The sequence below is a fragment of the Amycolatopsis sp. cmx-11-32 genome, assembly GCF_047608695.1.
Lineage (GTDB): Bacteria > Actinomycetota > Actinomycetes > Mycobacteriales > Pseudonocardiaceae > Amycolatopsis.
The window spans coordinates 339,197-366,071 of the sequence record NZ_JADNQN010000006.1; the positions used below are offsets into that span (position 1 = coordinate 339,197).

Sequence of the window (26,875 nt, forward strand, 5' to 3'; positions counted from 1 at the left end):
GGCATGGCTGACCTTGGCGTGATCCTTGGGGATCTCGCGGCGGAATCGCAGGCCATCGACGACGTGGTGGCGAAGCTGCCCGCGTCGGACTGGGCGCGGCAGACCCCGGCCGAAGGCTGGACGATCGCTCATCAGATCGCCCATCTGGCCTGGACGGACAAGAAGGCGCTGATCGCGGCGCGTGGGTCCGAGGCCGAGTGGCAGACGGAGATCGAAGGGCTGCTCGCGACGGGGGAGACCTACGTCGACGACGGTGCGGCCGAGGGAGCGAAGACACCGCCCCGGGAGTTGCTGGCCGGGTGGCGTGCCGTCCGCGCGGAACTGGCCGAAGCGCTTGCCGCGGTGCCCGATGGACAAAAGATCCCTTGGTACGGCCCGCCGATGAGCGCCGCGTCCATGGTGACCGCGCGGCTCATGGAGACCTGGGCGCACGGTCAGGACATCTTCGACACGTTCGGCGTCGCGCGCGAGAACACCGGCAGGCTGTGGCACATCGCCCGCTTCGGCACCCGCACGCGCGACTTCGCCTACAAGCTCAACTCGCTGGCCCCGCCGGCCGAAGAGTTCCGGGTCGAGTTGACCGCGCCGGACGGCTCCACCTGGGCGTTCGGGCCCGAGGACGCCGGGCAGCGGCTCACCGGGAGCGCGGTCGACTTCTGCCTCGTCATCACCCAGCGCCGTCATCCTGACGACACCGACCTCGTCACCACCGGCGCCGACGTCGTGGAGTGGCTCGGGATCGCGCAGGCCTTCGCCGGGCCTCCCGGTGCCGGACGGCGGCCGGGGCAGTTCACATGACCGCGGCCCCGATCAGGATCGGCAACGCGTCCGGGTTCTACGGCGACCGGTTCTCCGCTGTCCGCGAGATGCTCACCGATGGCCCGCTCGACGTGCTGACCGGCGACTACCTGGCCGAGCTGACCATGCTCATCCTCGGCCGCGACCGGATGAAGGACCCGAACCGCGGCTACGCCAAGACGTTCCTCCGGCAGATGGAGGAAAACCTAGCGCTGGCCAAGGAGAAGGGCGTCAAGATCGTCGCGAACGCCGGGGGGCTCAACCCCGCCGGGCTCGCCGACGCGCTCCGTGAGCTGGCCTCGAAACTCGGGGTCGACGTCGCCATCGCGCACGTCGAAGGCGACGACCTGATCCAGCGCGCCGAAGAGCTCGGTTTCGGCAAGACGTTGACCGCCAACGCCTATCTCGGCGCGTGGGGGATCGCGGAATGTCTGAACGCGGGTGCCGACATCGTGGTGACCGGACGCGTCACCGATGCTTCGGTGATCGTCGGTCCGGCCGCCGCGCACTTCGGCTGGGCGCGCGACGACTACGACGCGCTCGCCGGCGCGGTCGCGGCCGGGCACGTGATCGAATGCGGCACGCAGGCCACCGGCGGCAACTACGCGTTCTTCACCGAGCAGGAGATCGGCGTCCCTGGCTTCCCGATCGCCGAGATCTCCGCCGACGGCACCAGCGTGATCACCAAACATCCCGGCACCGGCGGCGTGGTGAACGCCGGAACCGTGACCGCGCAACTGCTTTACGAGATCACCGGTGCCCGTTACGCCGGGCCGGACGTCACGACACGGTTCGACACGCTGACCCTGACCGACGACGGCCCGGACCGCGTCCGGATCACCGGTGTCACCGGGGAGCCGCCGCCCCCGACGCTCAAAGTCTGCCTGAACGGGCTCGGTGGCTTCCGCAACGAGACCACGTTCGTCCTCACCGGACTCGACATCGAAGCGAAAGCCGCGCTGGTCAAGGAACAACTCGGTGGCGCGCTCAAAGCCCGCCCGCCGTCGGAGGTCCGCTGGACGCTGGCCCGTACCGATCAGGCCGACGCCGAAACCGAACAGCAAGCGAGTGCGTTGCTGCACGTCGCGGTGAAGGACGCCGATCTGGAGGTCGCCGGGCGCGCGTTCAGCGGTGCGGCGATCGAACTCGCCCTGGCGAGTTATCCCGGCTTCCACGTCACCGCGCCTCCCGCGGCCGCCTCGCCGTACGGCGTCTACCGGGCCGCTTTCGTTGACGCGAAAGAGGTTCCACACGTCGCCGTCCTGCCGGACGGAGAGCGCCGCGACATCGCGCAAGCCGACGACACCTTGGCTCTGTCCGATGTGGACGAATACGGTCTGCCCGCCCCCTACACGCAGGCACAGGTCCGCCGGGCACCGCTCGGCAAGGTGATCGGCGCCCGCAGCGGGGACAAGGGCGGCAACGCGAACGTCGGCGTCTGGGCTCGCTCCGACGAGGCGTGGCGCTGGCTCGCGCACCGGCTCACCGTCACCGAGTTCAAACTGCTGCTTCCGGAGACCGCCGACCTGGAGGTCCAGCGTCATCTGCTGCCGAACCTGCGGGCGATCAACTTCGTCGTCGAAGGCATCCTCGGCGAGGGCGTCGCGTCGCAGGCGCGGTTCGATCCGCAGGCGAAGGCACTCGGGGAATGGCTGCGCTCCCGCGAGATCGACATCCCGGAGGCTCTCCTGTGACCGACCTCTTCACCACGCAGGAACGCGTCGAGCTGCGCAAGACCGTCCGGCGGTTCGCCGAAACCGAGATCCTGCCGCATCTCGACGACTGGGAACGCGAGGGCGAACTGCCCCGCGACCTGCATCGCAAGGCCGGGGAACTCGGGCTGCTCGGCGTCGGCTTCCCCGAGGAGGTCGGCGGTGGTGGCGGCGACTATCTCGACGCCGTGGTCATCGCCGAGGAACTGCACTACGCGGGCGGTTCCGGCGGCCTCTTCGCCTCGCTTTTCACCTGTGGCATCGCCGTCCCGCATATCGCGGCTGCCGGGGATCCGGTGCAGATCGAACGCTGGGTCCGGCCGACGCTGGAGGGGGCCAAGATCGGCTCGCTCGCGGTCACCGAACCCGACGGCGGTTCCGATGTCGCCGGTATCCGTACCACCGCGGCGCGCGAGGGCGACGAGTACGTCATCAACGGTGCCAAGACCTTCATCACCTCGGGTTGCCGCGCCGACTTCGTGACCACCGTGGTCCGCACCGGCGAATCCGGCGCCCACGGCATCTCGCTCATCGTGGTCGAACGCGGCACACCAGGCTTCACCGTCTCTCGCAAACTGGAGAAGATGGGCTGGCTCTGCTCGGACACCGCCGAGCTGTCCTATGTGGACGTCCGGGTGCCAGCGGAAAACCTGATCGGCGCCGAGAACAGCGGTTTCGCGCAGGTCGCCACCCAGTTCGTCACCGAGCGGGTTTCGCTGGCGGTGCAGGGTTACGCGCACGCGCAGCGAGCACTCGACCTGACGCTGGACTGGTGCCGCCTGCGCGAGACCTTCGGCCGTCCGCTGATCTCCCGTCAGCTGGTGCAGCACAAGCTCACCGAGATGGCCCGGAAGATCGACGTCGCGCGGTCCTATACCCGGCAGGTCGCGCTGCGGCACGTCGCGGGCGAAGAGGTCATCGCCGAGGCCTGTTTCGCGAAAAACACCGCCGTCGAGACCGCCGAATGGGTGGTCAACGAGGCTGTCCAGCTGCACGGCGGGCTCGGCTACATGCGGGAGGCCGAAGTGGAGCGTCACTACCGTGACGTCCGCATCCTCGGTATCGGCGGCGGTACCAACGAGATCCTCACCGGCTTGGCCGCGAAGCGATTGGGATACACCGCATGAGCACGATCAGGTCCTCTGTGGACCCGCGGAGCGAGGAATTCGCCGCCAATCGCGAGTCCATGCTCGGCAAACTCACCGAGATCGACGGCGAGCACGCCAAGGCGATCGCGGGCGGCGGCGAGAAGTACGTCACCCGGCACCGCAAACGCGGCAAGCTGCTCGCCCGCGAACGGATAGAACTCCTCCTCGACGAGGACTCGCCGTTCCTGGAACTGTCGCCGCTCGCGGCCTGGGGTTCGGACTACCAGGTCGGCGCCAGCGTGATCACCGGTATCGGCGTGGTCGAGGGTGTCGAGTGCATGATTTCGGCGAGCGATCCCACGGTCAAAGGCGGGGCGAGCAACCCGTGGACGGCCAAGAAGAGCTACCGCGCCGCGGACATCGCCGCGCAGAACCGACTGCCGGTGATCAACCTCGTCGAGTCCGGCGGCGCGGATCTGCCGACGCAGAAGGAGATCTTCATCCCCGGCGGCCGGATCTTCCGCGACATCACGCGGTCTTCGGCGGCGAAGATCCCGACGATCGCGCTGGTGTTCGGCAACTCCACCGCGGGCGGCGCGTACCTGCCCGGCATGTCGGACTACGTCGTGATGGTCAAGGAACGCGCGAAAGTGTTCCTCGGCGGGCCGCCGCTGGTCAAGATGGCCACCGGTGAGGAGTCCGACGACGAATCGCTCGGCGGCGCCGAGATGCACGCCCGCACGTCGGGTCTCGCCGACTACCTCGCGGCCGACGAAGAGGACGCGATCCGGCTCGGCCGCAGCATCGTCAAACGGCTCAACTGGACCAAACAGGGCCCGACGCCGAAACCGGACTACGCCGAACCGCTGTACCCGGCCGAAGACCTGCTCGGCATCGTGCCCGCCGATCTCAAGGTGCCGTTCGACCCGCGCGAGGTGATCGCCAGGGTCGCCGACGGTTCGGACTTCGACGAGTTCAAACCCTTGTACGGCAGCAGTCTCGCCACCGGATGGGCGAATATCCACGGCTACCCGGTCGGTGTCCTCGCCAACGCGCAGGGCGTGCTGTTCGGCGAGGAATCGCAGAAGGCGGCGCAGTTCATCCAGCTGGCCAACCAGATCGACACGCCGCTGGTCTTCCTGCACAACACCACCGGTTACATGGTCGGCAAGGAGTACGAGCAGAGCGGCATCATCAAACACGGCGCGATGATGATCAACGCCGTGTCGAACTCGAAGGTGCCGCATCTGTCGGTGCTCATGGGCGCCTCGTACGGTGCCGGGCATTACGGTATGTGCGGCCGTGCGTACGATCCCCGGTTCCTCTTCGCCTGGCCCAGCGCGAAATCCGCGGTTATGGGGCCGCAGCAGCTGGCCGGTGTGCTGTCCATCGTGGCCCGTGCCGCCGCGGTCTCGCGGGGGCAGGACTACAACGAGGAGCACGACGCCGCCATGCGCGCCATGGTGGAGGGACAGATCGAGGCGGAGTCGATGCCGATGTTCCTCTCCGGGATGCTCTACGACGACGGGATCATCGATCCCCGCGACACCCGCACGGTGCTCGGGCTCAGCCTGTCCGTGATCCACAATGGACCAGTGAAGGGCGCCGAAGGCTTCGGCGTCTTCAGGATGTGAGCGGCATGATCGAGAAGCTTCTGGTCGCCAACCGCGGGGAGATCGCCCGCCGCGTGTTCCGCACCTGCCGTGACGCCGGGATCGGCACGGTCGCGGTGTTCTCCGACGCGGACGCCGACGCGCCGCACACGGCCGAGGCGGACGTCGCCGTCCGGCTGCCGGGCAACGCGCCGTCCGACACCTATCTGCGCGCCGAACTGCTGATCAAGGCGGCCGTCGAGACCGGCGCCGACGCGATCCACCCCGGCTACGGCTTCCTTTCCGAGAACGCCGCGTTCGCCCGTGCGGTGATCGACGCCGGGCTCATCTGGGTCGGCCCGCCGCCAGAGGCCATCGAGAGCATGGGCTCGAAAGTCGAGTCCAAGCGGATGATGGCCGACGCCGGTGTCCCGATCCTATCCGAACTGGACCCGGCCGAGGTCACCGACAACGAACTTCCCTTGCTGGTCAAGGCATCCGCCGGTGGCGGCGGGCGCGGTATGCGCGTGGTGCGTTCACTCGGCGAACTCGCCGAGGCCGTCGAAGGGGCGAGTGCGGAGGCCGCCTCGGCCTTCGGTGACGCGACCGTGTTCTGCGAGCGGTATCTGGAGACCGGGCGCCACATCGAGGTCCAGGTGCTCGCCGACACCCACGGCACCGTCTGGGCGGTGGGGGAGCGGGAATGCTCGATCCAGCGCCGTCACCAGAAGGTCGTCGAAGAGGCACCGTCGCCGCTCGTCGACGACGCTATGCGGGAAGCGCTGTTCGACGCCGCGCGCAAAACCGCGCAGGCGATCGACTACGTCGGCGCCGGGACGGTCGAGTTCCTCGCCGGTCCGGACGGGCGGTTCTACTTCCTGGAGATGAACACCCGGCTCCAGGTCGAGCATCCGGTCACCGAGGCCACGACCGGACTCGATCTGGTTTCCTGGCAACTGCGGATCGCGGAGGGCGAGCACCTCCCGATCGACGAGCCGGAGACACGGGGTCACGCGATCGAGGTCCGGCTCTACGCCGAGGACCCGGCCACGGGCTGGCAGCCGCAGAGCGGCACCCTGCACCGCTTCGAACTTCCCGCCGCGCAGCGGGAGTTCGAGGTGGGCCCGGGCGTCCGGCTCGACTCCGGCTTCGTCAGCGGCCAGACCGTCGGCGTGCACTACGACCCGATGCTCGCCAAGGTGATCGCCTACGCCCCGGACCGCCGGAGCGCGGCACGGGCGCTGGCCGGAGCGCTGGCGGGCGCGGAGATCCATGGCGTGGTGACCAACCGCGACCTGCTCGTGAACGTGCTCAGGCACGAAGCCTTCCTCGCCGGAGAGACCGACACGGCGTTCTTCGACCGGCACGGACTCGATACCTTGGCACGTCCACTGGCCACTGTGGACACCGTACGGATTTCCGCGCTCGCCGCGGCTTTGGCTGGCGCGGCCGGGAACCGGGCGGGCGCTCAGGTGCAGGGACGGCTGCCGAGCGGGTGGCGCAACGTCCACTCCCAGGGGCAGCGCAAACGCTTTCTTCAGGGAGACGACGAGATCGAGGTCGTCTACACACTCACCCGTGACGGCCTGCGCGCCGACGGATTCGACGGTGTGGAACTGGTTTCGGCCACAGGCGATCACGTCGTTCTCGAGGTCGCCGGGGTGCGACGGACGTTCGCCGTCGCCCGGTACGGCGCCGCGGTGTACGTCGATTCGCCCGAAGGCACCGTCGAACTGAGCGTGGTGCCGAGGTACCCGGATCCGGACGCGGCGCTCGCCGCCGGTTCGCTCGTGGCGCCGATGCCGGGCACGGTCGTCCGGCTCGCGGTCGAGGCCGGTGACACCGTCAAGACCGGCGATCCGTTGCTGTGGCTGGAAGCGATGAAGATGGAACACCGGATCGCGGCGCCGGCCGACGGCGTCGTGACCGAACTCCCGGTGGTCGTCGGACAACAGGTCGAGGTGGGCACGATCCTCGCGGTGGTAGGAGAGAACGAATGAACGCGATGAACTTCACCGAACCCGAGGAGCGGGTCGCGCTGCGGGCGGCGGTCGCCGAACTCGGCAAGAAGTACGGGTACGAGTACTACGCCAAGCAGGCCCGCGCCGGGTTCAAAACCGAGGAACTGTGGGCCGAGGCAGGACGGCTCGGCTACCTCGGCGTGAACCTGCCCGAGGAGTACGGCGGCGGGGGAGCGGGCATCGCCGATCTCGCCGCGGTGCTCGAAGAACTCGCAGCCGCGGGAAGCCCGCTGCTGCTCATGGTCGTCTCGCCGGCGATCTGCGGCACGGTCATCTCACGCTTCGGCACCGACGAGCAGAAGAAGCGCTGGCTGCCCGGCATCGCCGACGGCAGCAGGCGGATGGTCTTCGCGATCACCGAGCCCGACGCCGGGTCGAACTCGCACAAGATCACCACCACCGCCAAACGCGACAGTGGTGATTGGGTCCTCAGTGGACGGAAGGTCTACATCTCCGGTGTCGACGAGGCGGACGCCGTCCTGGTCGTGGGCCGCACCGAGGACTCGAAGACCGGCAAGCTCAAGCCCGCGCTGTTCATCGTCCCGACCGACGCGCCCGGCTTCGAGTACAAGCAGATCGAGATGGACCTGATCTCGCCGGAGAAGCAGTTCGGCCTGTTCCTCGACGACGTCCACCTGCCAGCCGACGCGCTGGTCGGCGAGGAGGACGCGGCGATCGCGCAACTGTTCGCCGGGCTCAACCCCGAACGGATCATGGGCGCGTCGTTCTCGCTCGGCATCGCGCGGTACGCGCTGTCCAAGGCCGTCGCCTACGCCAACGAGCGCAAGGTGTGGGGCGGCGTACCGATCGGCGGTCACCAGGGGCTCGCGCATCCGCTGGCCGAGATCAAAATCGAGCTGGAACTGGCCAAGCTGATGACGCAGAAGGCAGCCTCGCTCTACGACTCCGGTGACGACTTCGGCGCGGGCGAGTCGGCGAACATGGCGAAGTACGCCGCGGCCGAGGTCGCCATCCGCGCGGTCGACCAGGCCGTGCAGACCCACGGCGGCAACGGTCTCGCCAGCGAATACGGGCTGGGCACGCTGGTCACGGCCGTCCGGCTGGGCCGCATCGCACCGGTGAGCCGCGAGATGGTGCTCAACTTCGTCGGCCAGCACAGCCTGGGTCTTCCCAGGTCCTACTGAGAGGCCTCCCCATGAGCACGCTCCACGGCAAGACGATCATCGTCTCCGGCGGCAGCCGCGGAATCTGCACCGCGGCGATCCGCAACGTCGTCGGCGCGGAACTGGCGGCGAAATCGCGGACGCCGGACATCATGGCCGACGCCGCGCACGCGATCCTCACCAAACCGAGCCGCGAGGCGTCGAGGAATTTCTACCTCGACGACGAGGCGCTGGCCGCCGAAGGCGTCATCGACTTCTCGAGATACCGCATCGGTGAGCGCGAGGAAGACCTGCAGCTCGATTTCTGGGTCGACGAACGACGATGATCCGCGAACCGCAGCAGGAGCGCAGCCGGACGACTCGGCGGCGGCTGGTCGAGGCCGCCGTCGAGACGATCGGGGAGCTGGGCTGGAACGGGACCACGGTCGCCGTCATCGCCGAACGCGCCGGAGTCTCGCGCGGTGCCGCGCAGCACCACTTCCCGGCCAGGGAAGACCTGGTCGCGGCCGCGGTCGAACACGTCGGTGCGATCCAGATCGTGGAACTACGCTCCCGCGCGGCGGAACTGCCGTCGGGACGGTCGCGGATCGAGCGGGCCGTCGACATGGTGCTGAACCTCTACAGCGGGCCGATGTTCCGAGCCGCGCTCCACCTGTGGGTCGCGGCTTCGACCGACGACGGACTGCGCGCGACCCTGGTGCCGCTGGAGGCACGGGTCGGCAGGGAAGCACACCGGGTGACCGTCGAACTTCTCGGCGTCGACGAGTCCCACCAGGGCGCTCGTGAGCTGGTCCAGGCCACTCTCGATCTCGCCCGCGGCCTGGGGCTGGCGAATCTGCTGACCGATGACACGAAGCGCCGCAAGCAGATCGTCGCGCAGTGGGCCAGGGTCCTGGAGCCCACCCTGGCATCGGCGAAGAACACGTGGATCGAACGGAACGAAGAAATTCCCGGGAACGTCTGAGATCTTGTTAACACTGATGGAGCAGCAACCGATAACACGGTGTGAGTGCTGCTGATTCAGGTAGCTGATCGAGAGAGGTTAGTCCGGTGTCCGGTTCAGAGGTCGAGTTGTCCCATCGAGCCATGGCGATGCTGCGAGCGGTCGCGGCCCGCCGCGCCCAGATGTCGTGCAGCTGCGAGCCGGACCTCTTCATCGACGGGTTCGCCTGCTGTGACCAGATGACCGCGCACGCCCTCGCCCACAGTGGTTACATCCGCCCCGCCGAGTCCACCGGCCTCTCCGCCGTCACCGGTCGCGTTCCCGCCGAGCTGACCGAAGCGGGCGTGGCCGCGATCGCGGTCACCGCGGCTGCCTGACCCTTCACCGCACCGTCTGTCCGATGTGGACGAGATCCGTTTACAACAGGCTCCCGCGTTCCTAGGATCCACCCCGGGATGAGGCCGTCGCGCTTCGCGACGGACCGGGGTTGGGAGGTGCCGATGGCACGCACGGCTCGCCGCCACAGCGGTGGGGACGCCCTGAGCGAACTGATGCGGGCGGCCGGCGCGGCACCCCGCCGCCGGGGACCGCGCGGGCCGAGGCACCGGGCTCCGAGCGCCGCCGCTCCCGGCAACGGGAAGCTCTGGCGGATTTCCGTGCTTTCGGCGGGCGGTCTCGTCGTCGGCGGTCTGCTGGCCGTGCTGCTCACCCCGGCCGACTCGGCCGATGTAAGCCCGGGAACGCCTCTCCCGCCGCCGTCACTGACCATCGCGCCGCAGGCTGCCGAGGTCCCGGACGACGCGGTGCCTACACCCGTCCCGTCGGGCCCGCCGGGCGGCAGCGTCGCGCCCCCGCCGCCACTGACCGCGTCGATGAACGGCTCGGAGACGCCGTCTCCCACCCCGACGCCGGTCACCACGCCCGAACGGCAGGATCCGCGTGCCGGTCACCACGACAACGAGTGGTTTTACGACCGCTACTACGGCGGTTATCAAGGCGGCGGCCGACGGCCGTACTGGGGCGGATAGCGCCGTTCGGGCGATCGGCGGTATCGCCGCCGAATTCACCGGTATCCATCGTTTTCCGACCGAACACGACGCCGTCGCCGCGGCGGTCGAGGCGGCGACGCAGAACGTGTCGAGGGGATCCGGTTTCGGTGGCGAACGTGTTGCGCAGCATCGATTGCAACCTCGCCGGACTGCGGCCGCTGAAGGCCGAGACCCCGGTCGACACCCGCGACCCTCTCCGGCGTGGTGGTGAAGGCCCTTCCTTACTTCGAGGATCAGGGTCCCGGCAAAGTCGAGGTCTTGCAGGTCAGGCGGCTATTCGTCGCTGCGTGAGGCTGACGATGTGGGAATGGGGGCGTCGAGTGTCCCCATTCCCACATCGTCGCGGGGGTCACACCGGTTGCGGAGCTTGAGCCATAGAGGTTCAGGGACATGCCCACCTCGGGCCTGGCAGGCACTGGCAATGTCAAGTCCGAACTGCCATCAGCAGCGCTGACCAGCAGCTTCGCGACTTTGCCGAGACCTTGACTTTGCGAGCGGGGAAAGAGGCCTTCACGGACTGGAACGGAGGTCAGCCGGTGTAACCCGCCACGATCTTCGTGTAGTCGTACTTGCCCTGTGCGATTCCCGCGCAGTTGTTGCAATCGCGGTTCACCGCCCAGAACGACAACCGGGCGAGATGTTTGCTCGCCGCGTAGTCGCGGATCGCGCGGAAGTCGGCGACGCTGACCGTCTCGCCCGCCACATCGGTCTTCCCGTTCATCGAAGAGAGCCCGCTGCGCCGGTAGGCCGCGTCGTCGCTCAGGCCGAAGGTGGACTTCACGACGTTCTTGAGCCCCTCCACGGCACTGCGGGTCTTGCCCGCCATGTCACCGCCGTTGGAGAAGTTGAACGGCATGACCGACCACGCGTCGACCCCCGAGCCGAGGATCTTCGACTGGGAGATCAGCCGCTTCCCGTGCGAGTTGGGGCCGCCGACGTCGGTCGGGATGGTGATGACCACGCGCAGGCCGGGGTTCTTCTGTTTCGTGAGTTTGACGGCGTTCAGGATCCGGTCCTGGACGGTGTAGTTCTCGAATTCGTCGGTGTTCTCGATGTCGAGGTCGATCGCCTTGAGTTTGTAGGCGTCGATGACCTTCTGGTACGCGCCGGCGAGTGCCGCGGGTGTGCCACACTTCGGGCCGAGCTTCGTGCCGGACCAGCCGCCGAACGACGGGATGACGTCACCGCCCTTGGCCCGGATGTTGTTGATCATCGTGGCGTCGGAACCGGTGAGTGAACGGCTGCCGTCCCATTTCGGGTTGCAACCGCCGTCGGAGAGGATGAACGCGAGGGTGAAGGCCTTGACCCCGGTGGCGTTCATCGCGGCGATCGGGTCCGTCTGTCCCGACCACTGGTACAGATAGGGCGAGGCGAGTACCGCGTCCGGGGCCGCCGAGGCGACGGGGGCGACGCCGACAGCCGTGGCGAGAGCGGCACCGACGGCAGTGGCCAGTGTCGCCCAGCGGCTCAAGGATTTCATAGGTCCTCCAACTGGTACGCGCGCATCGAGGCGCGCAGGTGTGGAGCACCTCCGTCTTGACGCGGCGTATCAACCAGGAGGTCACTGTTTGCTCACTCACAGTGGACTAGACCATTGAGGACTGTCAAGAATTCACCGGATTTACCGGGCGGAACGACCGACCTTAGTAGGGGGGCGATACCCGGAAAGCGGATCGACAGTTCCGCGATTACCGGCTAGTTTGCCGAAATGGTGGGGGACTCCCTGATGGCTACCGGAAGCCGCGGCCGAAGCGACCGGCTCGCCGCGCCGCGGCGGATTCTGGGGACCTGGAGCCTGTGGGAACTACCCAGGCGGGGCCTGATCGGGTACCTGCTCCTCGTCGACGCGGCCGCCTTGGCCGCCATCACCTACCTCTTCGTGCTGCGGCCGCCCGCGTCGTCGTCACTGCTCCCGTTTTCCGCGCTGCTGGCGGGAATGATCCTCAGTTCGGAGCTTTCGCGGCCCGTTGAGCGGTCCCGCGCCGACACCCGGCTCGGCGCCGGCCTGGACGCGGCCTGGATCTTCGCGGGCGCGCTGCTGCTGCCACCCGCGCTGGCCGCCGTGCTCGTCGTCGCGTCGGCGGGATACCGCTGGTGCCGGATCCGGCGCGGGATCCCGCATCGCCAGGTGTTCGCGGCCTCCGCCACCATGCTGGCGGCTCTCGGTGCCTCGCTCGTCCCACTGCTGCTGCACGCACCGCCGTTCGCCGACGCGACAAGGGATTTCGAAAGTTTCGCCCTGGTTTTCGCGACCGGTCTGGTGTTCCTGTCCGTCGACGCCGCCTTGGCCGCCCCCGCGGCCGAATTCGGGGCGGAGCCGTCGGGATTCGCCTTCGACACGGCGATGGTCGCTTTCGGCCTGCTGCTCGCGTGGTCGGCGGTGGACTGGCCGTTCGTCACCGTGGTACTCGCCGGCGCGCTCGTGGTACTGCACCGGGCGGGGGCGATGCGCGCGCTGCGCGGCCACGCGGGTACGGACTCCGGCACCGGACTGCTGACCGCTTCGTCCTGGTTGGACGGTGCCCGCACCCAATTCGACCTGCTTCGCGGCCGTGGCGCCGATCTTTCGCTGCTGATGCTCGATCTCGACCATTTCGCCAGGCTCAACGACCGGCACGGCAGGCAGGTCGGAGACGACGTGCTTCGCGCGGTCGCGGACACTTTGCGCGCGGAGGTCCGCGCGGCGGACCTGGTCGGCCGGTTCGGCGGCGAGGAGTTCATTGTCCTGCTGCCCGGTACGAGCCGGTTCGACGCGCACGCGATCGCCGAACGCATCCGGCTGCGGATCTCGTCGACGTTCGTCTCACTGGGTGGGACGTTCGCCGGGGCGACCGTTTCGATCGGGGTCTCGTCGCATCCCGTCGGCGGCGAGACGCTCGACAGGCTCGTCGGCGCGGCGGATCAGGCGTTGCGTGCGGCCAAGGGGGCCGGGCGCAACCGGACCGTCGTCTTCGAAACCGAAGAATCGCTCGACTAGTTCCCGGTGGGCACGCCGATGTCCTCGAACCACAGTTCCGGATGGTCCTGGATGAACTCGGTCATCAGCGCGGTGCACGCCGAGTCGTCGAGCAGGGTGATCTCGACGCCGTTCTCCTCGAGCCAGCCGTGCCCGCCCTCGAACGTGGCGGCCTCGCCGATGATCACCCGGCCGATGCCGAACTGGCGCACCAGCCCGCTGCAATACCAGCAGGGGGAGAGGGTGGTGACCATGATCGTGTCCCGGTAGTGCGGTCGCCTGCCCGCGTCTCGGAACGCGGAGGTCTCGGCGTGCATCGACGGGTCGCCGTCCTGGACCCGGCGGTTGTGCCCGCGGCCGAGCAGGGCACCGGCGGTGTCGAACAACGCGGCGCCGATCGGAACCCCGCCTTCGGCCTTGCCGAGTTCGGCCTCTTCGCGGGCGACGGACAGCAGCTGCGCGGGATCGATCACCCAGGCCACCTTACGGGTTCACGATGCCCTTATGGCGGGCTGGCCGTTTCGCGTGACTGGTTGGACGGCACGTATGACCAGACGGACGACACGCGTGACGGGATGGACGACACGCTTGCGGCCGGGCTACGTGGCGAGTCGTCCCTCTGGACACGCGTGTCGTCCCGCTAGTCACGCGAAACCACCACCGGCGCACCGCAGAGGTACCTGAGACACCCTCCGCCCTGGCCACTCACGAGTCCGATGCGGACCGGAACTGTCCTCGATTTCTGCAACACTCCTTCTCATGAAGCGAGCGAACCGATGACCACGGGCACGTCGGCACGGCTGCTGAGACTGCTGTCGCTGCTGCAGGCGCGGCGCGACTGGCCGGGCGCCGACCTGGCCGACCGGCTGCGGGTGGACGTCCGCACGGTCCGGCGCGACGTCGAGCGGTTGCGGGAGCTGGGTTACCCGGTGCACGCCACACCGGGGGTCGCGGGCGGCTACCGGCTCGGCGCGGGGGCCGCGCTGCCGCCGCTGCTGCTGGACGACGACGAGGCCGTCGCGGTCGCCGTCGGGCTCCGTACGGCCGCGAACGGGACGGTGTCGGGGATCGAGGAGACCTCGGTGCGCGCCCTCGCGAAACTGGAGCAGGTGCTGCCCGCCCGGCTTCGGCACCGGGTGGCCGCGCTCAACACCGCGATGATCCCGCTCGGCGGCGTCGTCCCGGTCGTCGACGCGGACGCGCTGACCGTCATCGCGTCCGCGTGCCGTGACCATCAGCGGCTCCGGTTCGGCTATTGCGGTCACAAGGGCGACGTCACCGAGCGGTACATCGAGCCGCTGAGGATGGTGCACACCGGGCGCCGGTGGTACCTGATCGCGTTCGACCTCGACCGCGACGACTGGCGGACCTTCCGCGTCGACCGCATCGACGGCGTCCCGGACACCAGTTTCCGCTTCACACCGAGGGAACCGCCGGCCGAGGACCTCGCGGCCTACGTCTCCCGCGGGATCACGTCGTCGGCGTATCCGTACCAAATGGTCCTGCGGGTGAACGCCTCGGCGGACGCGCTCGCCGAATACGTGTCACCGACCGCCGGGACGATCGAGGCCATCGACGAGCACACCTGCCGGGTCAGGGTCGGATCCAACGACCTGTCCGTGATGCCTTACTACCTCGCCCATTGGGACGTCGACTTCGTCGTGGAGGAGGCACCGGACGAGGTCAAGGAGCGGCTACGGCTGGTCGCCGACCGTTTCGCGCGCGCGGTCGTTTGAGTCCGAAGTGGACTTCGCGGCTCGCTTGGCCAGCAGACCGATCGAGCCGAGCGAGATCAGTGCCAGCACGATGATGTAGAGCGACACCGACATCGAGGTCCCGGTGGATTCCAGCAGCAGCACCATGATGAACGGCGCGAGCCCGCCGCCGACGACCGCGCTGATCTGGTAACCGAGTGAGGCGCCGGTGTAGCGCATCTCGGCGGTGAACAGTTCGGCGAACAGTGCCGCCTGCGGGCCGTACATGATGCCAAGGAACAGCGATCCGACGAACGAGGCGACCACGAACAGCGGTAGCGAAGCCGTGTCGATCAGCAGGAACATCGGGATCGCCCAGAGCGCGACACCCACCGCGCCGAAGGTGTAGATCTTGAGCCTGCCGATGCGGTCGGACAGTTTCGCCGACAGCGGGATGATCGCCAGCTGCACCGTGCTGATCAGCAGGGTGGCGACGAGCACGGTGGTGCGCGACATCCCCAGATGACGGGTCGCGTAGTCGAGGACGCCGTTGAGCAGGATGTAGAAGGTGGCGGTGTTGACCATGAACGAACCGCCCGCCAGCAGCACGGTGCCCTTGTGGTCGCGCAGGACGTCGCGCAGCGGCGACTTGGCGCGGCCGCGTTCCTCGGCGGTGAGTTTCGCTTCGGCGCGGCGGTATTCCGGGGTTTCGTCGATCTTGACGTGCATGTACCAGGCCAGTCCGAGCACGAGAATGCCGACGAGGAACGGAATGCGCCACGCCCAGGTGAGGAAGTCGGACGGCGGGGCGACCTGCGCGGCGATCAGGAACACCGTGTTCGCCAGCACCACGCCGATCGGGACACCCAGCTGGACCAGGCTGCCGTAGAGGCCGCGTTTGCCGGGCGGCGCGTATTCGGTGGCGAGCAGCATCGCGCCACCCCACTGCGCGCCGACCGCCACACCCTGTACGAGCCGCAGCAGCACCAGGAGGATCGGCGCGGCGATGCCGATCGTGTCGTAGGTCGGGAGCAGGCCGATCAGCGTCGTCGCCGCACCCATCAGCGCGATCGCCAGCACCAGCACGGGTTTCCGGCCGCGTTTGTCGCCGAGGCTGCCCGCGATGATCCCGCCGAGCGGCCGGGCGAGGAAGCCGACCGCGAAGGTCGCGAACGAGGCCAGGACACCGGCCGCCGCGTTGGTGGTGGGGAAGAAGGTCTTCCCGAACACCAGGGCGGCGGCGATTCCGAAGACGAAATAGTCGTACCACTCGACAGAGGACGCGAGCGCCGCGGCGCTCGCGGCCCGCCTGCGCTGGGACACGGTGATCGTCGGTTCCGCGGCGGTTTCAGGGGCGTTCGGTGCACTGTCGGCCATCTGGGTGCCCTTCGCTCGGCGCTGCTGCGGCGATGCAGTCCGGGCAAGTTAACAACCGCTTAGTATGTGGTCAACGTCTCATCGGATATTTCTCGATACCGACCGGTTGGTATGTCACGCTGGTGCCGATATCGCCGACGGAGGTCGACTCAGTACCGGTCAGGAGAGTTTCGTGCCGAGCATGCGGAGCACCAGCTCGCTGTACTCCTGGCCCAGCTTCTTCGGCGTCTGGCGGGCACGGTCGCTGTACCAGCGGGAGACGTCGACGCCGAGCGAAAGCACGGCGCGCGCGGCGGTGTGCGGGTCGCCGACGGTGAACACCCCGGCCTCCGAGCCTTCGGTGATGACTTCGCGCACGATCTGCTCGATGCGGCGGCGCAGCTTCGCGACGATCTCGAACTCTTCGTCAGGGAGCGCGTGCAGTTCGTACTGCACGACGCGTGCCACGGTGTGCCGCCGGGCGTGCCAAGCCACGAAGTCCTCGACCAGTAGCCGGATTCGCTCGACCGGGTCGGTCTCACGGGCGACGACGCTCTCGACGAGTGAGAGGGTCTGCTCGTGGCCGTACTTGGAGATCGCGAAAAGCAGCGCCGCCTTGGACGGGAAGTGCACGTACAGCGCTGCGGGGCTCATCCCCGCCGCCGAGGCGATGTCCCGGGTGGTGGTCGCGTGGTAGCCGCGCCTCGCGAAGGATTCGACCCCGGCCAGCATCAGCCGCCGCGCCGTCTCCGGCTGGACGTCGGGCCACAGTTCGGCCGACAGCGACATGGTCATCCGCAGATCCTCCCAGACGCTCGTACCGGATGGTGGGCTTGACACCGACTGCGGACCTTTCCATTGTAAGTGAGCGCTCGCTTAGTGAACTGGTCGTCTAGTGAACACAGAGGAGATCGACAGAGTGAACTCGTTGAAAGATCGCGTCGCGATCGTCACCGGCGCGAGCCGGGGTATCGGCTTCGGGATCGCCAAGGACCTGGTCGAGCGCGGCGCGAAGGTGTGCATCACCGCGCGCAAGCCGGAGCCGCTGGCCGAGGCCGTCGCCGAACTGGGTGGCGAGGCGGTCGCGATCGCCGTCCCCGGCAAGGCCGACGACGCCGCGCACCAGGACGAGGCCGTCGCCAAGACCATCGAGACCTTCGGCCGGCTGGACATGCTGGTCAACAACACCGGTATCAACCCGGTGTACGGGCCGACGCTGGACATCGAGCCCGAGGCAGCGGCGAAGATCTTAGCCGTCAACGTGCTCGCGCCGCTTTCGTGGACCCGCCGGGCGCGGGACGCGTGGATGGGGGAGCACGGCGGCGCGGTGGTGAACGTCGCGTCCGTCGCCGGGCTCGGCGCGTCACCCGGGATCGGCATGTACGGGGTCAGCAAGGCCGCGCTGATCCGGCTCACCAAGGAACTCGGCTTCGAGCTGGGCCCGAAGATCCGCGTGAACGCCGTCGCGCCCGCCGTGGTCAAGACCAAGTTCGCGACCGCGCTGTACGAAGGCCGCGAGGAAGAGGTCTCGGCGTCCTATCCGATGAAGCGCCTCGGAGTGCCGGCCGACATCGCGAGCGCCGTGTCGTTCCTTCTCTCGGAAGAGGCGGGCTGGATCACCGGGCAGACGATCGTCCTCGACGGCGGCGTGACGCTGGCGGGTGGGCTGTGACCGTGTTGTTCACCGGATCCGGCGTCGTCATCACCGGCGGAGGCGGCGGCATCGGTGCCGCCCTCGCCCGCCGGTTCGCCACCGAAGGGGCGAGGGTCGTCGTCGGCGACCTGAACGGGGACGCCGCCGCCGAGGTCGCGAAGGAGATCGGTGGAACCGCCGTCGTCGGCGACGCCGCCAGTGAGGCGGGCGTCGCGTCGCTGATCGAGACCGCTCGCGAAACCCTCGGTGAGGTCGACGTTTTCTGTGCCAACGCCGGGATCGCGCCGATGGGCGGCGTCGACGCGCCCGAGGAGGACTGGGCACGGATCTGGGACGTCAACGTGATGGCGCACGTACGGGCGGCGCGGCTGTTGCTGCCGGTGTGGCTCGACCGCGGTCGCGGGCACTTCATTTCGACGGTGTCGGCGGCGGGATTGCTGACCACCCTCGGCTCGGCGTCGTACTCGGTGACCAAACACGGTGCGCTCGCGTTCGCCGAATGGCTGTCGGCGACCTACCGGCATCGCGGGCTCACGGTGCAGGCTATCTGCCCGCAAGGGGTGCGGACGGCGATGCTGGAGAACACCGGCCCCGCGGGCGAACTGCTCATGGGCGCGTCGGCGATCGAGCCGGAGCAGGTCGCGGACGCGCTGTTCGAGGCCATCGCGGCCGAACGTTTCCTGGTGCTGCCGCACCCCGAGGTCGCGGACTACTACGCCGCGCGGGCCACCCAGACCGACCGCTGGCTCGGCGGGATGAACAAACTGCAGCGCAAGGTGGAGCAGGTCGTCGGCGAGTGATTTTCGGAGCCACCCGTGCCCAGGAGCTGGGAGCCGGAATGGGCTGATCAGGTGGTGAGCCAAGTCGGTAGGCCCGGGGTTTCGAACGGGCGCGCGCGAGTGATGGGTTCGGCCACCGGCGTATGAAGACTTCTTCCCCAGTAGAGGAAGGCTCCATCCTGGCGCCTAGCGTCCCGAGCCTGACGTCAGGTCTTGAATCTTCCATGCTGCGACCCGGCGGGCCCTCAGACTCGCGGTTCTGGTGTTCTGGAGTGTTCGCACCACGATGAAAGCCGGGATCGGCTTCAACGCACGAGTTTCCGCCGCAGGAAACCCCGGCCCCGCTCGGTCGAGGCGACTCGCTCCACGCAATGTGGTTGATCTTCGCCGGGGGATCGGCCACTGTAGGTGTGGGGTCTTGCTCGCGGTAAGGAAAACTCAATGAGCAAACGCTTCGTGGTTCGTGGCGCCGTTCTCGCCGTGACCCTCGCGGGTTCGGTACTCACCGCGGGATCGGCGATGGCGAGCACCGCGGAACCGTGTGCTGCCGGGGCGTCAGGTGACGTCGCGGCGGCTTCGTGCACGCCGTATCGCAAGCAGAGCGAGGGCTGGAGCAGCAAGACCGCTTGTAACCGCGCCGGCAACGAGGGCGCGCAGGCGATGCGCTGGACCGGCTGGAACTGCAACCAGGCGCTGCGCGGTTGGGAGCTGTGGGTGCGCACCTGCACCGCGCTGGCCGCCGAGAAGGACGCGGTGACCACGCGCGAAACCGTCTGACCTGTGCGGGGTCGCCCTGGGTGCGAAACGCCCGGGGCGGCCCTGTCTCCTTTTCTCCAACCACAGTGATTGTCTTGGTCGGTGGATCGGGATTCGGTCGATCGAAGGACGGAGACCTCGCGTAGCGATCATCGGTCACTCGCGCCGCGGTGTCGCGTCGAGCGTGGCTGCCCAGTGGCCGGTGATTCGCTCCGATACCGGCGGCTCCCAGTGCGTCGACAAACCGGCCGGTATGCTGAGCGTCCGCACGAGAAGGAGCCGGCATGACACGAGCGACCACCCGCAAGGCGGGGACGGCCGAGGCGAACGGCGACGACCAGGCCGCCGTGCCGCGCCGTCTGCTGTCGCACGCCACGAAGCTCTTCGCCAAGAAAGGGTTCGATCGCACCTCCGTGCAGGAGATCGTCGAGGCGGCCGGGGTCACCAAGGGCGCGATGTACCACTACTTCGGCTCCAAAGACGACCTCCTTTACGAGATCTACGCCCGGGTGTTGCGCGCGCAGACCGAGCAACTGGAAAAAGTGGCCTCGAGCGAGGCGCCACTCCGGGAGAGGCTGCGCTCCGCCGGCTCCGACGTCGTCGTCAGCACGATCGACAACCTCGACGACAACACGATCTTCATGCAGTCCATGCACCAGCTCAGCGTGGAGAAGCAGAAAGCCGTCCGCGCGGAGCGCCGCAAGTACCACGAGCGGTTCCGCACGCTGATCGAAGAAGGCCAGGAGTCCGGCGAGTTCCGCGCGGACAAACCGGCCGACGTGATCGTCGACTTCTTCTTCGGCTCGGTGCACCACCTCGGTTCCTGGTACCGGCGTGGCGGCGCGCTCTCGGCTCGCCAGATCGGCGACCACTTCGCCGATCTCCTGCTGGCCGCGCTGCGACCCGAATAGCCTTCACCCTGGCGGCGCGGGCACGAGACGCTCGGCGAACCAGTTGCGGCGGCGTTCGAGCACCGCTCCCACCTCCCATCCGGAGGTGAAGGCGAGCAGGCCCGTCGCCACTTCGTAGGCGCCTTCGGGAGGCCAGCCCTGGGCGGCCAGGCTCGACCGCAAAGCTGCGGCGTAGTCGGAATATGAGAAGCCGGGCAAATCCGCGACGAGCGCCGTCGTCGTCCCGCCGTGCGAGTTCAACCCGCCGAAGGACCGGCCGCAACCGCATTCGGAATCGGGGGACGCCTCGCCGTCGGAGCAGCTCGGGGCGATCCAGATCAGTTCGCCTTCGACGCAGTCGTTGAAGTCGTTCTCCCGCGCACCCTGGGTCTTCGAGGTGGCCACGAGCAGTTTCATGGTGACTCCCTGTTCGCTCTGATGTTCGAACAGGTTTTACCGGCGGGGTCCGACACTTTCCGGGGCGGACCCCGCCGGAAGAATCAGGCGGGCAGGTCGATCAGTGGCGCGAGGGCCGCGCGATGCTGCCCAGGAGTGCCAAAGGCGATCTCGTCGCTCTTCGCACGCTTCAGGTACAGGTGCGCGGGGTGCTCCCAGGTCATGCCGATCCCGCCGTGCAGCTGGATCGCCTCTTCGGCGGCGTGGACGGCGATGGGGGAGTTGCGGGCCTGTGCCACCGCGACGGCGATCGCGATGTCGTCACCGGAAGCAAGGCAGTGGGCGGCGTAGCGCGCGGTCGCCCTGGCGTTGACCAGATCCGTGTACAGGTTCGCCAGCCGGTGCTTCAGCGACTGGAACGATCCGACCTGACGGCCGAACTGGTAGCGCTCCTTGAGATAGCGCACCGTTTCGGTCAGCGCCCATTCGGCGATCCCGAGTTGTTCCGAAGCGAGCAGCCCCGCCGCGGTCGCTATCGCCGTGTCCAGTGCGGAGGCCGCCACCGAGGAGTCCGCGACGCGCTTCGCGGCCACGTTCTTCAAAGTGACGTCGGCGATGCGCCGGGTCAGGTCCAGCGAAATCACCTCGGTGACCGTCACTCCCGGCGAAGCCGTGTCGACGGTGTAGAGGCCGGGGCCGTCGGGCCCCACCGCCGGTACGACGAGCAGTTCCGCCACCGAAGCGTCGACGACGCTGCGGACCTGGCCGGTGAGTGTGCCGTCCGCGGCCGCGCTGACCGTGGCGGGGAACTCGGCGCCGGGAACGGTCGACAGCGGGACGGCCAGCGCGCCGATGAGCGTGCCCACGGCCAGTTTCCCGAGCCGTTCGGCCACTTCCGCCTGCGACGTGTCGGTCGCCAGCAAAGCGGACGTCGCCAGGACGGCGCTGCCGAGATAGGGGACGGGGGCGACACTGCGCCCGAGTTCCTCCATCACGACGGCGACTTCACGCGCCGAAGCGCCGTGCCCGCCCAACGCCTCCGGTACCGCGAGGCCCGCCGCGCCGAGGTCGGCGGCGAGCGTGCGCCACAACTTCAGGTCGTACGGTTCGGCCGTCTCGGTCCTGGCGACCAGCGCGGCCGGTTCCGCGCGGTCCTTGAGCAGGTCGCGGACGCTGGCGCGAAGGTCCTCTTCGACCTCGGAGTACAGCAGGTCGCTCATCGGGGCAGGTCCTTCCAGGCGACGTCCTTGTCGATCCGCGGCTCGGACGGCAGTCCCAGCACGCGCTCGGCGATGATGTTGCGCAGGACCTCCGAGGTGCCGCCCTCGATCGAGTTCCCCTTGGCGCGCAGGTAGCGGTAGCCGGCTTCGCGGCCGAGGAAGTTCACGCCGTCGGGGCGCCGCATCGTCCAGTCGTCGTAGCGCAGGCCGTCCTCGCCGAGCAGTTCGATCTCCAGCCCGGACGCGGCCTGGTTCAGCTCGGAGAACGCGACCTTGATCGCCGAACCCTCCGGTCCGGGCGCTCCGGCGGCGAGTTGCTGCCGCAGCCGCGAACTCACCAGGCGCAGGCTTTCCCCCTCCACCCACAGTTTCAGCAGCCTGTCGTGCAGTTCCGAGGTCCGCAGCTCCGGGCGCTCGCGCCAGGTGTTCGTGACGGCGCCGACCATGCCGCCGTCACGCGGGAATTCGGCCCCGCCGATGGCGACGCGCTCGTTCATCAGTGTGGTCTGCGCGACCTTCCAGCCCTCGCCGACCGCGCCGAGGCGGTGCGCGTCGGGGATCCTGACCTCGCTGAGGAAGACCTCGTTGAACTCGGCCTCGCCGGTGATCTGGCGCAGCGGCCGGACCTCCACACCCGGCGCGGTCATGTCGCAGACGAAGTACGTCATGCCGCGGTGTTTCGGCACGTCGGGATCGGTGCGGGTGACCAGGATGGCCCACTGCGACTTGTGCGCGCCCGACGTCCACACCTTCTGCCCGGTGACCACCCAGTCGTCGCCGTCGCGCACCGCGCGGGTGCCCAGCGCGGCGAGGTCGGATCCGGCACCGGGCTCGCTGAACAGCTGGCACCACACCTCCCGTTCGGTCCACAGTGGACGAAGGAAGCGCCGGTGCTGCTCCGGGGTGCCGAAGGCGAGAATGGTCGGCGCGGCCATGCCGAGGCCGATCCCGATCCGCCGTTTGTCGTTGTCCGGTGCGCCCGCCGCCGCGAGCTCGTTGTCCACAACGGACTGAAGCGAGCGCGGCGCGCCGATCCCGCCGAGGCCTTCGGGGAAGTGGATCCACGCCAGACCGGCGTCGAAGCGCGCGTCGAGGAAGTCTTGGCGTGACGTGCTTTCCGGTGGGTGCGCGGCCAGCAGGTCGGCCACGCGTTGCTTGAGATCCTGTGGTGTCGTCACATCTTTGAGAGTCACTTCTTGGCCTCCGTGCGGTACTTCTTCAGTTCACGGTGCGCCAGCGAGCGCTTGTGTACCTCGTCCGGGCCGTCGGCCAGCCGCAGCGTCCGCACCTGCGCCCACATCTCGGCGACGGGGAAGTCCTGGCTGACGCCACCCGCGCCGTGGACCTGGACGGCCTTGTCCAGGATCCACTCGACGGTGATCGGCGTCGAGATCTTGATCGACTGGATTTCGGTGTGCGCGCCCTGGTTGCCGACGGTGTCCATGAGCCACGCGGTTTTGAGCACCAGCAGCCGCTGCTGCTCGATCTTGACCCGCGCCTCGGCGATCCAGTCCTGCACGACGCCTTGTTCGGCGATCGGCTTGCCGAAGGTCTCGCGCGACAGCGCCCGGCGGCACATGAGTTCCAGTGCGCGTTCGGCCATGCCGATGGCGCGCATGCAGTGGTGGATCCGGCCGGGGCCGAGGCGGGCCTGGGCGATGGCGAACCCGTCGCCCTCGCCCGCGATCAGGTTCTCCGCCGGCACACGGACGTCCTCGAAGATCACCTCGGCGTGGCCGCCGTGGTCGCCGTCGGTGTAGCCGAACACGTGCATGCCGCGTTTCACGGTCATACCGGGAGTGTCGCGGGGGATCAGGATCATGCTCTGCTGCTTGTGCGCGGGCGCGTCCGGATCGGTTTTGCCCATCACGATGAAGATCTTGCAGTTCGGGTTCATCGCGCCGGAGATGTACCACTTGCGGCCGTTGACGACGTACTCGTCGCCGTCGCGCCGGATGCTCGTGGCGATGTTGCGGGCGTCAGAGGAGGCGACGTCGGGCTCGGTCATCGCGAACGCGGACCGGATCTCGCCCTCCAGCAACGGCCGCAGCCAGTGTTTCCGCTGCTGTTCGGTGCCGAACATGGTGAGGACTTCCATGTTCCCGGTATCCGGTGCCGCGCAGTTCAGCGCGGTCGGTGCGAGCCGGAGGCTGCGACCGGTGATTTCGGCCAGCGGCGCGTACTGCAGGTTCGTCAGTCCGGCGCCGTGGTCACCGGGGAGGAAGAAGTTCCACAGTCCGCGTTCGCGGGCCTCGGCTTTGAGTTCTTCGACGATCGGCGGCTGCGACCATTCGCTGTCGCGCTCGGCCAGTTGCTGTTCGAAGACGGCCTCGGCCGGGTAGATGTGCGAATCCATGAACTCGAGGAGTCTTCCCCGTAGTTCCTCGGTTTTCGCGTCGAAGGCGAAGTCCATCTTGCTATCCCTCTTCCTTGAGAGTCTCGTTGCCGTGCGCGATCAAGGGGACGACACCGGAGCCGATGTTGTCGAACCCGCTGCCGACGGTCTGCCCCTTGCTGTAGCGGAGGTGGATGCCCTCCAAGATCACCGCGAGCTTGAAGAAGGCGAAACCCACGTACCAGTTGAGCCGGGAAACGTCACGGCCCGAACGCTCGGCGTACCGCGCGATCACCTCGTCGTTGCGCGGATAACCCGGCGCGGAACTGGCGTTGGACACGAACTGCAGCGACACCTTGTCGCGTTCGGCGTAGGCCACCAGTAGCGCGAGGTCGGTCAGCGGGTCGCCGAGGGTGGACATCTCCCAGTCCAGCACCGCGGTGATCCGGTCGTCGGCGTTCACCAGCACGTTGTCGAGCCGGTAGTCCCCGTGGACGATCGACGGCCTGCCCGAAACCGGCACCGAACCCGCCAGGCGGTCGTGCAGTTCGTCGGCGCCGGGCAGGTCACGGCTGCGGTTGCCGTCCAGTTGCTTCTTCCAGCGCCGCAACTGGCGTTCGAGGAAGCCCTCCGGGCGGCCGAAATCGCCCAGCCCCACCGACTCCGGATCGACGGCGTGCAGTTCGACCAGGGTGTCGACCAGTTCGTCCGCGATCGCCCTCGTCCTGGCGGGGCCCAGCGTGGCCAGTTCGGTGTCCGAGCGGAACGGGGTGCCCTCCACGAATTCCATCACGTAGAACCGCGAGCCGATGACGTCGGTGTCCTCGCACAGCAGCACGGTTTCCGGCACCGGGACGGCCGTGCCGTGCAGACCGGAGATCACCCGGAACTCACGGCCCATGTCGTGCGCCGTCGGCAGGACGTGGCCCAGCGGCGGGCGGCGGACCACCCAGCGGGACCGGCCGTCGCCCACGACGTAGGTGAGGTTGGATCGGCCCCCTTCCACGACCTGGCCGCTCAGGTCGCCCTGTACGAGACCTGGCCGGTGCTCGTCCAGGTGGGCCCTGAGCTTGGCCAAGTCGAGGCCCGGCAGGTCGGACTGGTTCATCGTGCCTCCAGCGGCTTGCTTTCCGAGTACAGTACCGACCAGTCGGTATGGTGAACAGTGGTGATCCGGCGAGGTGCCGGAGGTCACTTCCTCAGGCGATGAGCCGGACGACCATCTCCGCGACGCACGCCGGTTTGGGTTCGCCGTCGATCTCGATCGTCCACCGGACGACGGCCTGCTTGCCGCCGGTGACGTCGGTGACCTCGACCAGTTCGGCACCCGCCCGGATGTTCGCGCCCACCTCGACCGGCTGGGGGAAGCGGACCTTGTTGAGGCCGTAGTTGATCCCCATCCTGAGCCCGTGGACCCGGTAGAGCTTCCCGACGAAGCCCGAAATGAGCGACAGTGTCAGGAAGCCGTGGGCGATCGGCGCCCCGAACGGGCCTTCGGCCGCTTTTTCCACGTCGACGTGGATCCACTGGTGGTCGTCGGTGGCGTCGGCGAACAGGTTCACCCGGTCCTGGGTGAGCGTCAGCCATTCGCTGTAACCGAAGTGCTCGCCGACGGCGTTCTCGAACTCCTGCAGGGAGGCGAATTCGCGCATGGCTCAGTCCTTCGGTCCGCCGGCGACGTAGATGACCTGGCCGGAGATGAATCCGGCGCCGTCGCTCACCAGGAACGACGCGAGGTTGGCGATGTCGTCGGGCGTGCCGACGCGCTGCACCGGGATCTGCGACGCGGCCGCCGCCTTGAAGTCCTCGAACGACATGCCGACCCGCTCGGCGGTCGCCGCGGTCATGTCGGTGGCGATGAAACCGGGGGCGATGGCGTTCGCGGTGATGTTGAACTTGCCCAGTTCGATCGCGAGGGTCTTGGTGAAGCCCTGCATGCCCGCCTTGGCCGCCGAATAGTTGACCTGCCCGCGGTTGCCCAGCGCCGAGGTGCTGGACAGGTTGACGATGCGGCCCCACTTCTCCTGCGTCTGGTACTTCTGCACCTCGCGGGTCATCAGGAACGAGCCCTTCAGGTGCACGCCCAGCACCGAGTCCCAATCCTGTTCGGTCATCTTGAACAGCAGGTTGTCGCGGGTGATGCCGGCGTTGTTGATCAGCACGGTCGGCGCGCCGAGTTCCTCGGCCACCCGCGTCACCGCGGCCTCGACCTGCGCGGCGTCGTTGACGTCCAGCGCGACGCCGACGGCCTTGCCGCCCTCGGCGACGATCGCTTCGGCTCCCTGCTCGACGCCCGCCTCGTCGAGGTCCAGCAAGCCGACGGCGAACCCGTCGGAAGCGAGCCGCTTGGCCACGGCCGCGCCGATGCCGCGGCCTGCGCCGGTGATGATCGCTACGCGGGAGGGGTGTTCGGTCACGGGTGACTCCTCGTCGTCGAGTGGAAGTGCCGCTGAGTCTGCCGTACTAAGCGGTTGCTTTCCAGAGGAGACCGGGGGATACGTCCCGTATTCGG

General features: G+C 68.3%; 26 protein-coding genes and 1 pseudogene. 16 read left to right on the plus strand and 11 right to left on the minus strand.

Translation table 11 applies throughout. The annotated features are described in order from the left end of the window. Nucleotides 1-3: 3 nt before the first annotated feature. The 10 genes and pseudogenes from ACM6LR_RS21270 to ACM6LR_RS21315 all read left to right on the plus strand — a co-directional run bounded on the left by ACM6LR_RS21270 (nucleotide 4) and on the right by ACM6LR_RS21315 (nucleotide 10,306). Nucleotides 4-798, plus strand: coding sequence for a TIGR03084 family metal-binding protein (locus tag ACM6LR_RS21270; protein WP_414937738.1), 795 nt, complete (start codon nucleotides 4-6; stop codon nucleotides 796-798). Further along, on the plus strand, nucleotides 795-2,492 hold the full coding sequence (locus ACM6LR_RS21275) for an acyclic terpene utilization AtuA family protein (RefSeq protein WP_414944365.1): 1,698 nt from the start codon (nucleotides 795-797) through the stop codon (nucleotides 2,490-2,492). Before ACM6LR_RS21270 ends, ACM6LR_RS21275 begins: the two co-directional genes overlap by 4 nt. After that, nucleotides 2,489-3,637: an acyl-CoA dehydrogenase family protein gene (locus ACM6LR_RS21280; RefSeq protein ID WP_414944366.1), complete on the plus strand. Its 1,149-nt coding sequence runs from the start codon at nucleotides 2,489-2,491 to the stop codon at nucleotides 3,635-3,637. The genes ACM6LR_RS21275 and ACM6LR_RS21280 overlap by 4 nt, the downstream gene beginning before the upstream one ends. Further along, complete coding sequence (locus ACM6LR_RS21285) at nucleotides 3,634-5,232, plus strand: acyl-CoA carboxylase subunit beta (RefSeq protein ID WP_414944367.1); 1,599 nt, start codon at nucleotides 3,634-3,636, stop codon at nucleotides 5,230-5,232. The genes ACM6LR_RS21280 and ACM6LR_RS21285 overlap by 4 nt, the downstream gene beginning before the upstream one ends. Nucleotides 5,233-5,237: 5 nt before the next feature. After that, a complete protein-coding gene (locus ACM6LR_RS21290; protein ID WP_414944368.1) occupies nucleotides 5,238-7,190 on the plus strand; it encodes a biotin carboxylase N-terminal domain-containing protein in 1,953 nt (650 codons plus the stop codon). Then, the gene (locus ACM6LR_RS21295) at nucleotides 7,187-8,356 is read left to right on the plus strand and encodes an acyl-CoA dehydrogenase family protein (protein ID WP_414944369.1); all 1,170 of its coding nucleotides are present in this window, start codon (nucleotides 7,187-7,189) and stop codon (nucleotides 8,354-8,356) included. The genes ACM6LR_RS21290 and ACM6LR_RS21295 overlap by 4 nt, the downstream gene beginning before the upstream one ends. A gap of 62 nt (nucleotides 8,357-8,418) precedes the next feature. Beyond that, nucleotides 8,419-8,661: pseudogene (locus tag ACM6LR_RS21300) on the plus strand (short chain dehydrogenase); the annotation flags it as partial. Beyond that, on the plus strand, nucleotides 8,658-9,299 hold the full coding sequence (locus tag ACM6LR_RS21305) for a TetR/AcrR family transcriptional regulator (protein ID WP_414937744.1): 642 nt from the start codon (nucleotides 8,658-8,660) through the stop codon (nucleotides 9,297-9,299). The pseudogene ACM6LR_RS21300 and the gene ACM6LR_RS21305, both read left to right, overlap by 4 nt. Before the next feature lie 86 nt (nucleotides 9,300-9,385). Next, on the plus strand, nucleotides 9,386-9,655 hold the full coding sequence (locus tag ACM6LR_RS21310; RefSeq protein WP_414937745.1) for a hypothetical protein: 270 nt from the start codon (nucleotides 9,386-9,388) through the stop codon (nucleotides 9,653-9,655). A 123-nt stretch (nucleotides 9,656-9,778) separates the two neighbouring features. Continuing rightward, nucleotides 9,779-10,306, plus strand: a complete 528-nt coding sequence (locus ACM6LR_RS21315) for a hypothetical protein (protein ID WP_414944370.1) — start codon at nucleotides 9,779-9,781, stop codon at nucleotides 10,304-10,306. 550 nt (nucleotides 10,307-10,856) lie between these two features. On the opposite strand, the gene ACM6LR_RS21320 is transcribed toward ACM6LR_RS21315, so the two are convergent. After that, a complete protein-coding gene (locus ACM6LR_RS21320; RefSeq protein ID WP_414937747.1) occupies nucleotides 10,857-11,807 on the minus strand; it encodes a chitinase in 951 nt (316 codons plus the stop codon). A 246-nt stretch (nucleotides 11,808-12,053) separates the two neighbouring features. On the opposite strand from ACM6LR_RS21320, the gene ACM6LR_RS21325 reads away from it, so the two are divergent. Next, a complete protein-coding gene (locus ACM6LR_RS21325) occupies nucleotides 12,054-13,304 on the plus strand; it encodes a GGDEF domain-containing protein (RefSeq protein ID WP_414937748.1) in 1,251 nt (416 codons plus the stop codon). On the opposite strand, the gene ACM6LR_RS21330 is transcribed toward ACM6LR_RS21325, so the two are convergent. Next, entirely contained in the window at nucleotides 13,301-13,765 is a 465-nt protein-coding gene (locus ACM6LR_RS21330) for a nucleoside deaminase (protein ID WP_414937749.1), read from the minus strand. The genes ACM6LR_RS21325 and ACM6LR_RS21330 overlap by 4 nt on opposite strands. A gap of 294 nt (nucleotides 13,766-14,059) precedes the next feature. Here ACM6LR_RS21330 and ACM6LR_RS21335 point away from each other — a divergent pair, with 294 nt between their 5' ends. Then, entirely contained in the window at nucleotides 14,060-15,019 is a 960-nt protein-coding gene (locus ACM6LR_RS21335; protein ID WP_414944371.1) for a helix-turn-helix transcriptional regulator, read from the plus strand. On the opposite strand, the gene ACM6LR_RS21340 is transcribed toward ACM6LR_RS21335, so the two are convergent. Together ACM6LR_RS21340 and ACM6LR_RS21345 are read right to left on the minus strand one after the other, a co-directional pair. Next, nucleotides 14,978-16,354, minus strand: a complete 1,377-nt coding sequence (locus tag ACM6LR_RS21340; protein WP_414944372.1) for an MFS transporter — start codon at nucleotides 16,352-16,354, stop codon at nucleotides 14,978-14,980. The two genes, ACM6LR_RS21335 and ACM6LR_RS21340, sit on opposite strands and share 42 nt — an antisense overlap. A gap of 159 nt (nucleotides 16,355-16,513) precedes the next feature. Continuing rightward, nucleotides 16,514-17,128 carry a TetR/AcrR family transcriptional regulator gene (locus ACM6LR_RS21345; RefSeq protein WP_414937752.1) on the minus strand — a complete coding sequence of 205 codons (615 nt, stop codon included), beginning with the start codon at nucleotides 17,126-17,128 and terminating at the stop codon, nucleotides 16,514-16,516. A 124-nt stretch (nucleotides 17,129-17,252) separates the two neighbouring features. On the opposite strand from ACM6LR_RS21345, the gene ACM6LR_RS21350 reads away from it, so the two are divergent. The 4 genes from ACM6LR_RS21350 (at nucleotide 17,253) to ACM6LR_RS21365 (ending at nucleotide 20,433) form a co-directional block, all read left to right on the plus strand. Further along, nucleotides 17,253-18,005 carry an SDR family oxidoreductase gene (locus tag ACM6LR_RS21350; protein WP_414937753.1) on the plus strand — a complete coding sequence of 251 codons (753 nt, stop codon included), beginning with the start codon at nucleotides 17,253-17,255 and terminating at the stop codon, nucleotides 18,003-18,005. After that, nucleotides 18,002-18,787, plus strand: a complete 786-nt coding sequence (locus tag ACM6LR_RS21355) for an SDR family oxidoreductase (RefSeq protein ID WP_414944373.1) — start codon at nucleotides 18,002-18,004, stop codon at nucleotides 18,785-18,787. The genes ACM6LR_RS21350 and ACM6LR_RS21355 overlap by 4 nt, the downstream gene beginning before the upstream one ends. Before the next feature lie 420 nt (nucleotides 18,788-19,207). Beyond that, nucleotides 19,208-19,543 (plus strand): hypothetical protein, encoded by a 336-nt coding sequence (locus tag ACM6LR_RS21360; protein ID WP_414937755.1) that lies wholly within the window; start codon nucleotides 19,208-19,210, stop codon nucleotides 19,541-19,543. Between the two features lie 263 nt (nucleotides 19,544-19,806). Beyond that, entirely contained in the window at nucleotides 19,807-20,433 is a 627-nt protein-coding gene (locus ACM6LR_RS21365; RefSeq protein WP_414937756.1) for a TetR/AcrR family transcriptional regulator, read from the plus strand. A 3-nt stretch (nucleotides 20,434-20,436) separates the two neighbouring features. Here ACM6LR_RS21365 and ACM6LR_RS21370 read toward each other — a convergent pair whose 3' ends face one another. The 7 genes from ACM6LR_RS21370 to fabG all read right to left on the minus strand — a co-directional run bounded on the left by ACM6LR_RS21370 (nucleotide 20,437) and on the right by fabG (nucleotide 26,780). Then, nucleotides 20,437-20,829 (minus strand): hypothetical protein, encoded by a 393-nt coding sequence (locus ACM6LR_RS21370; protein WP_414944374.1) that lies wholly within the window; start codon nucleotides 20,827-20,829, stop codon nucleotides 20,437-20,439. A gap of 83 nt (nucleotides 20,830-20,912) precedes the next feature. Further along, on the minus strand, nucleotides 20,913-22,028 hold the full coding sequence (locus ACM6LR_RS21375; RefSeq protein ID WP_414944375.1) for an acyl-CoA dehydrogenase family protein: 1,116 nt from the start codon (nucleotides 22,026-22,028) through the stop codon (nucleotides 20,913-20,915). Further along, complete coding sequence (locus tag ACM6LR_RS21380) at nucleotides 22,025-23,206, minus strand: acyl-CoA dehydrogenase family protein (RefSeq protein WP_414937967.1); 1,182 nt, start codon at nucleotides 23,204-23,206, stop codon at nucleotides 22,025-22,027. The genes ACM6LR_RS21375 and ACM6LR_RS21380 overlap by 4 nt, the downstream gene beginning before the upstream one ends. Before the next feature lie 11 nt (nucleotides 23,207-23,217). Further along, nucleotides 23,218-24,441: an acyl-CoA dehydrogenase family protein gene (locus ACM6LR_RS21385; protein ID WP_414944376.1), complete on the minus strand. Its 1,224-nt coding sequence runs from the start codon at nucleotides 24,439-24,441 to the stop codon at nucleotides 23,218-23,220. A 4-nt stretch (nucleotides 24,442-24,445) separates the two neighbouring features. Next, a complete protein-coding gene (locus tag ACM6LR_RS21390; RefSeq protein ID WP_414937761.1) occupies nucleotides 24,446-25,471 on the minus strand; it encodes a phosphotransferase family protein in 1,026 nt (341 codons plus the stop codon). Between the two features lie 91 nt (nucleotides 25,472-25,562). After that, nucleotides 25,563-26,015 (minus strand): MaoC family dehydratase, encoded by a 453-nt coding sequence (locus ACM6LR_RS21395; protein WP_414944377.1) that lies wholly within the window; start codon nucleotides 26,013-26,015, stop codon nucleotides 25,563-25,565. A gap of 3 nt (nucleotides 26,016-26,018) precedes the next feature. Continuing rightward, nucleotides 26,019-26,780 carry a 3-oxoacyl-ACP reductase FabG gene (gene fabG, locus ACM6LR_RS21400; protein WP_414937763.1) on the minus strand — a complete coding sequence of 254 codons (762 nt, stop codon included), beginning with the start codon at nucleotides 26,778-26,780 and terminating at the stop codon, nucleotides 26,019-26,021. Between the last annotated feature and the right edge of the window lie 95 nt (nucleotides 26,781-26,875).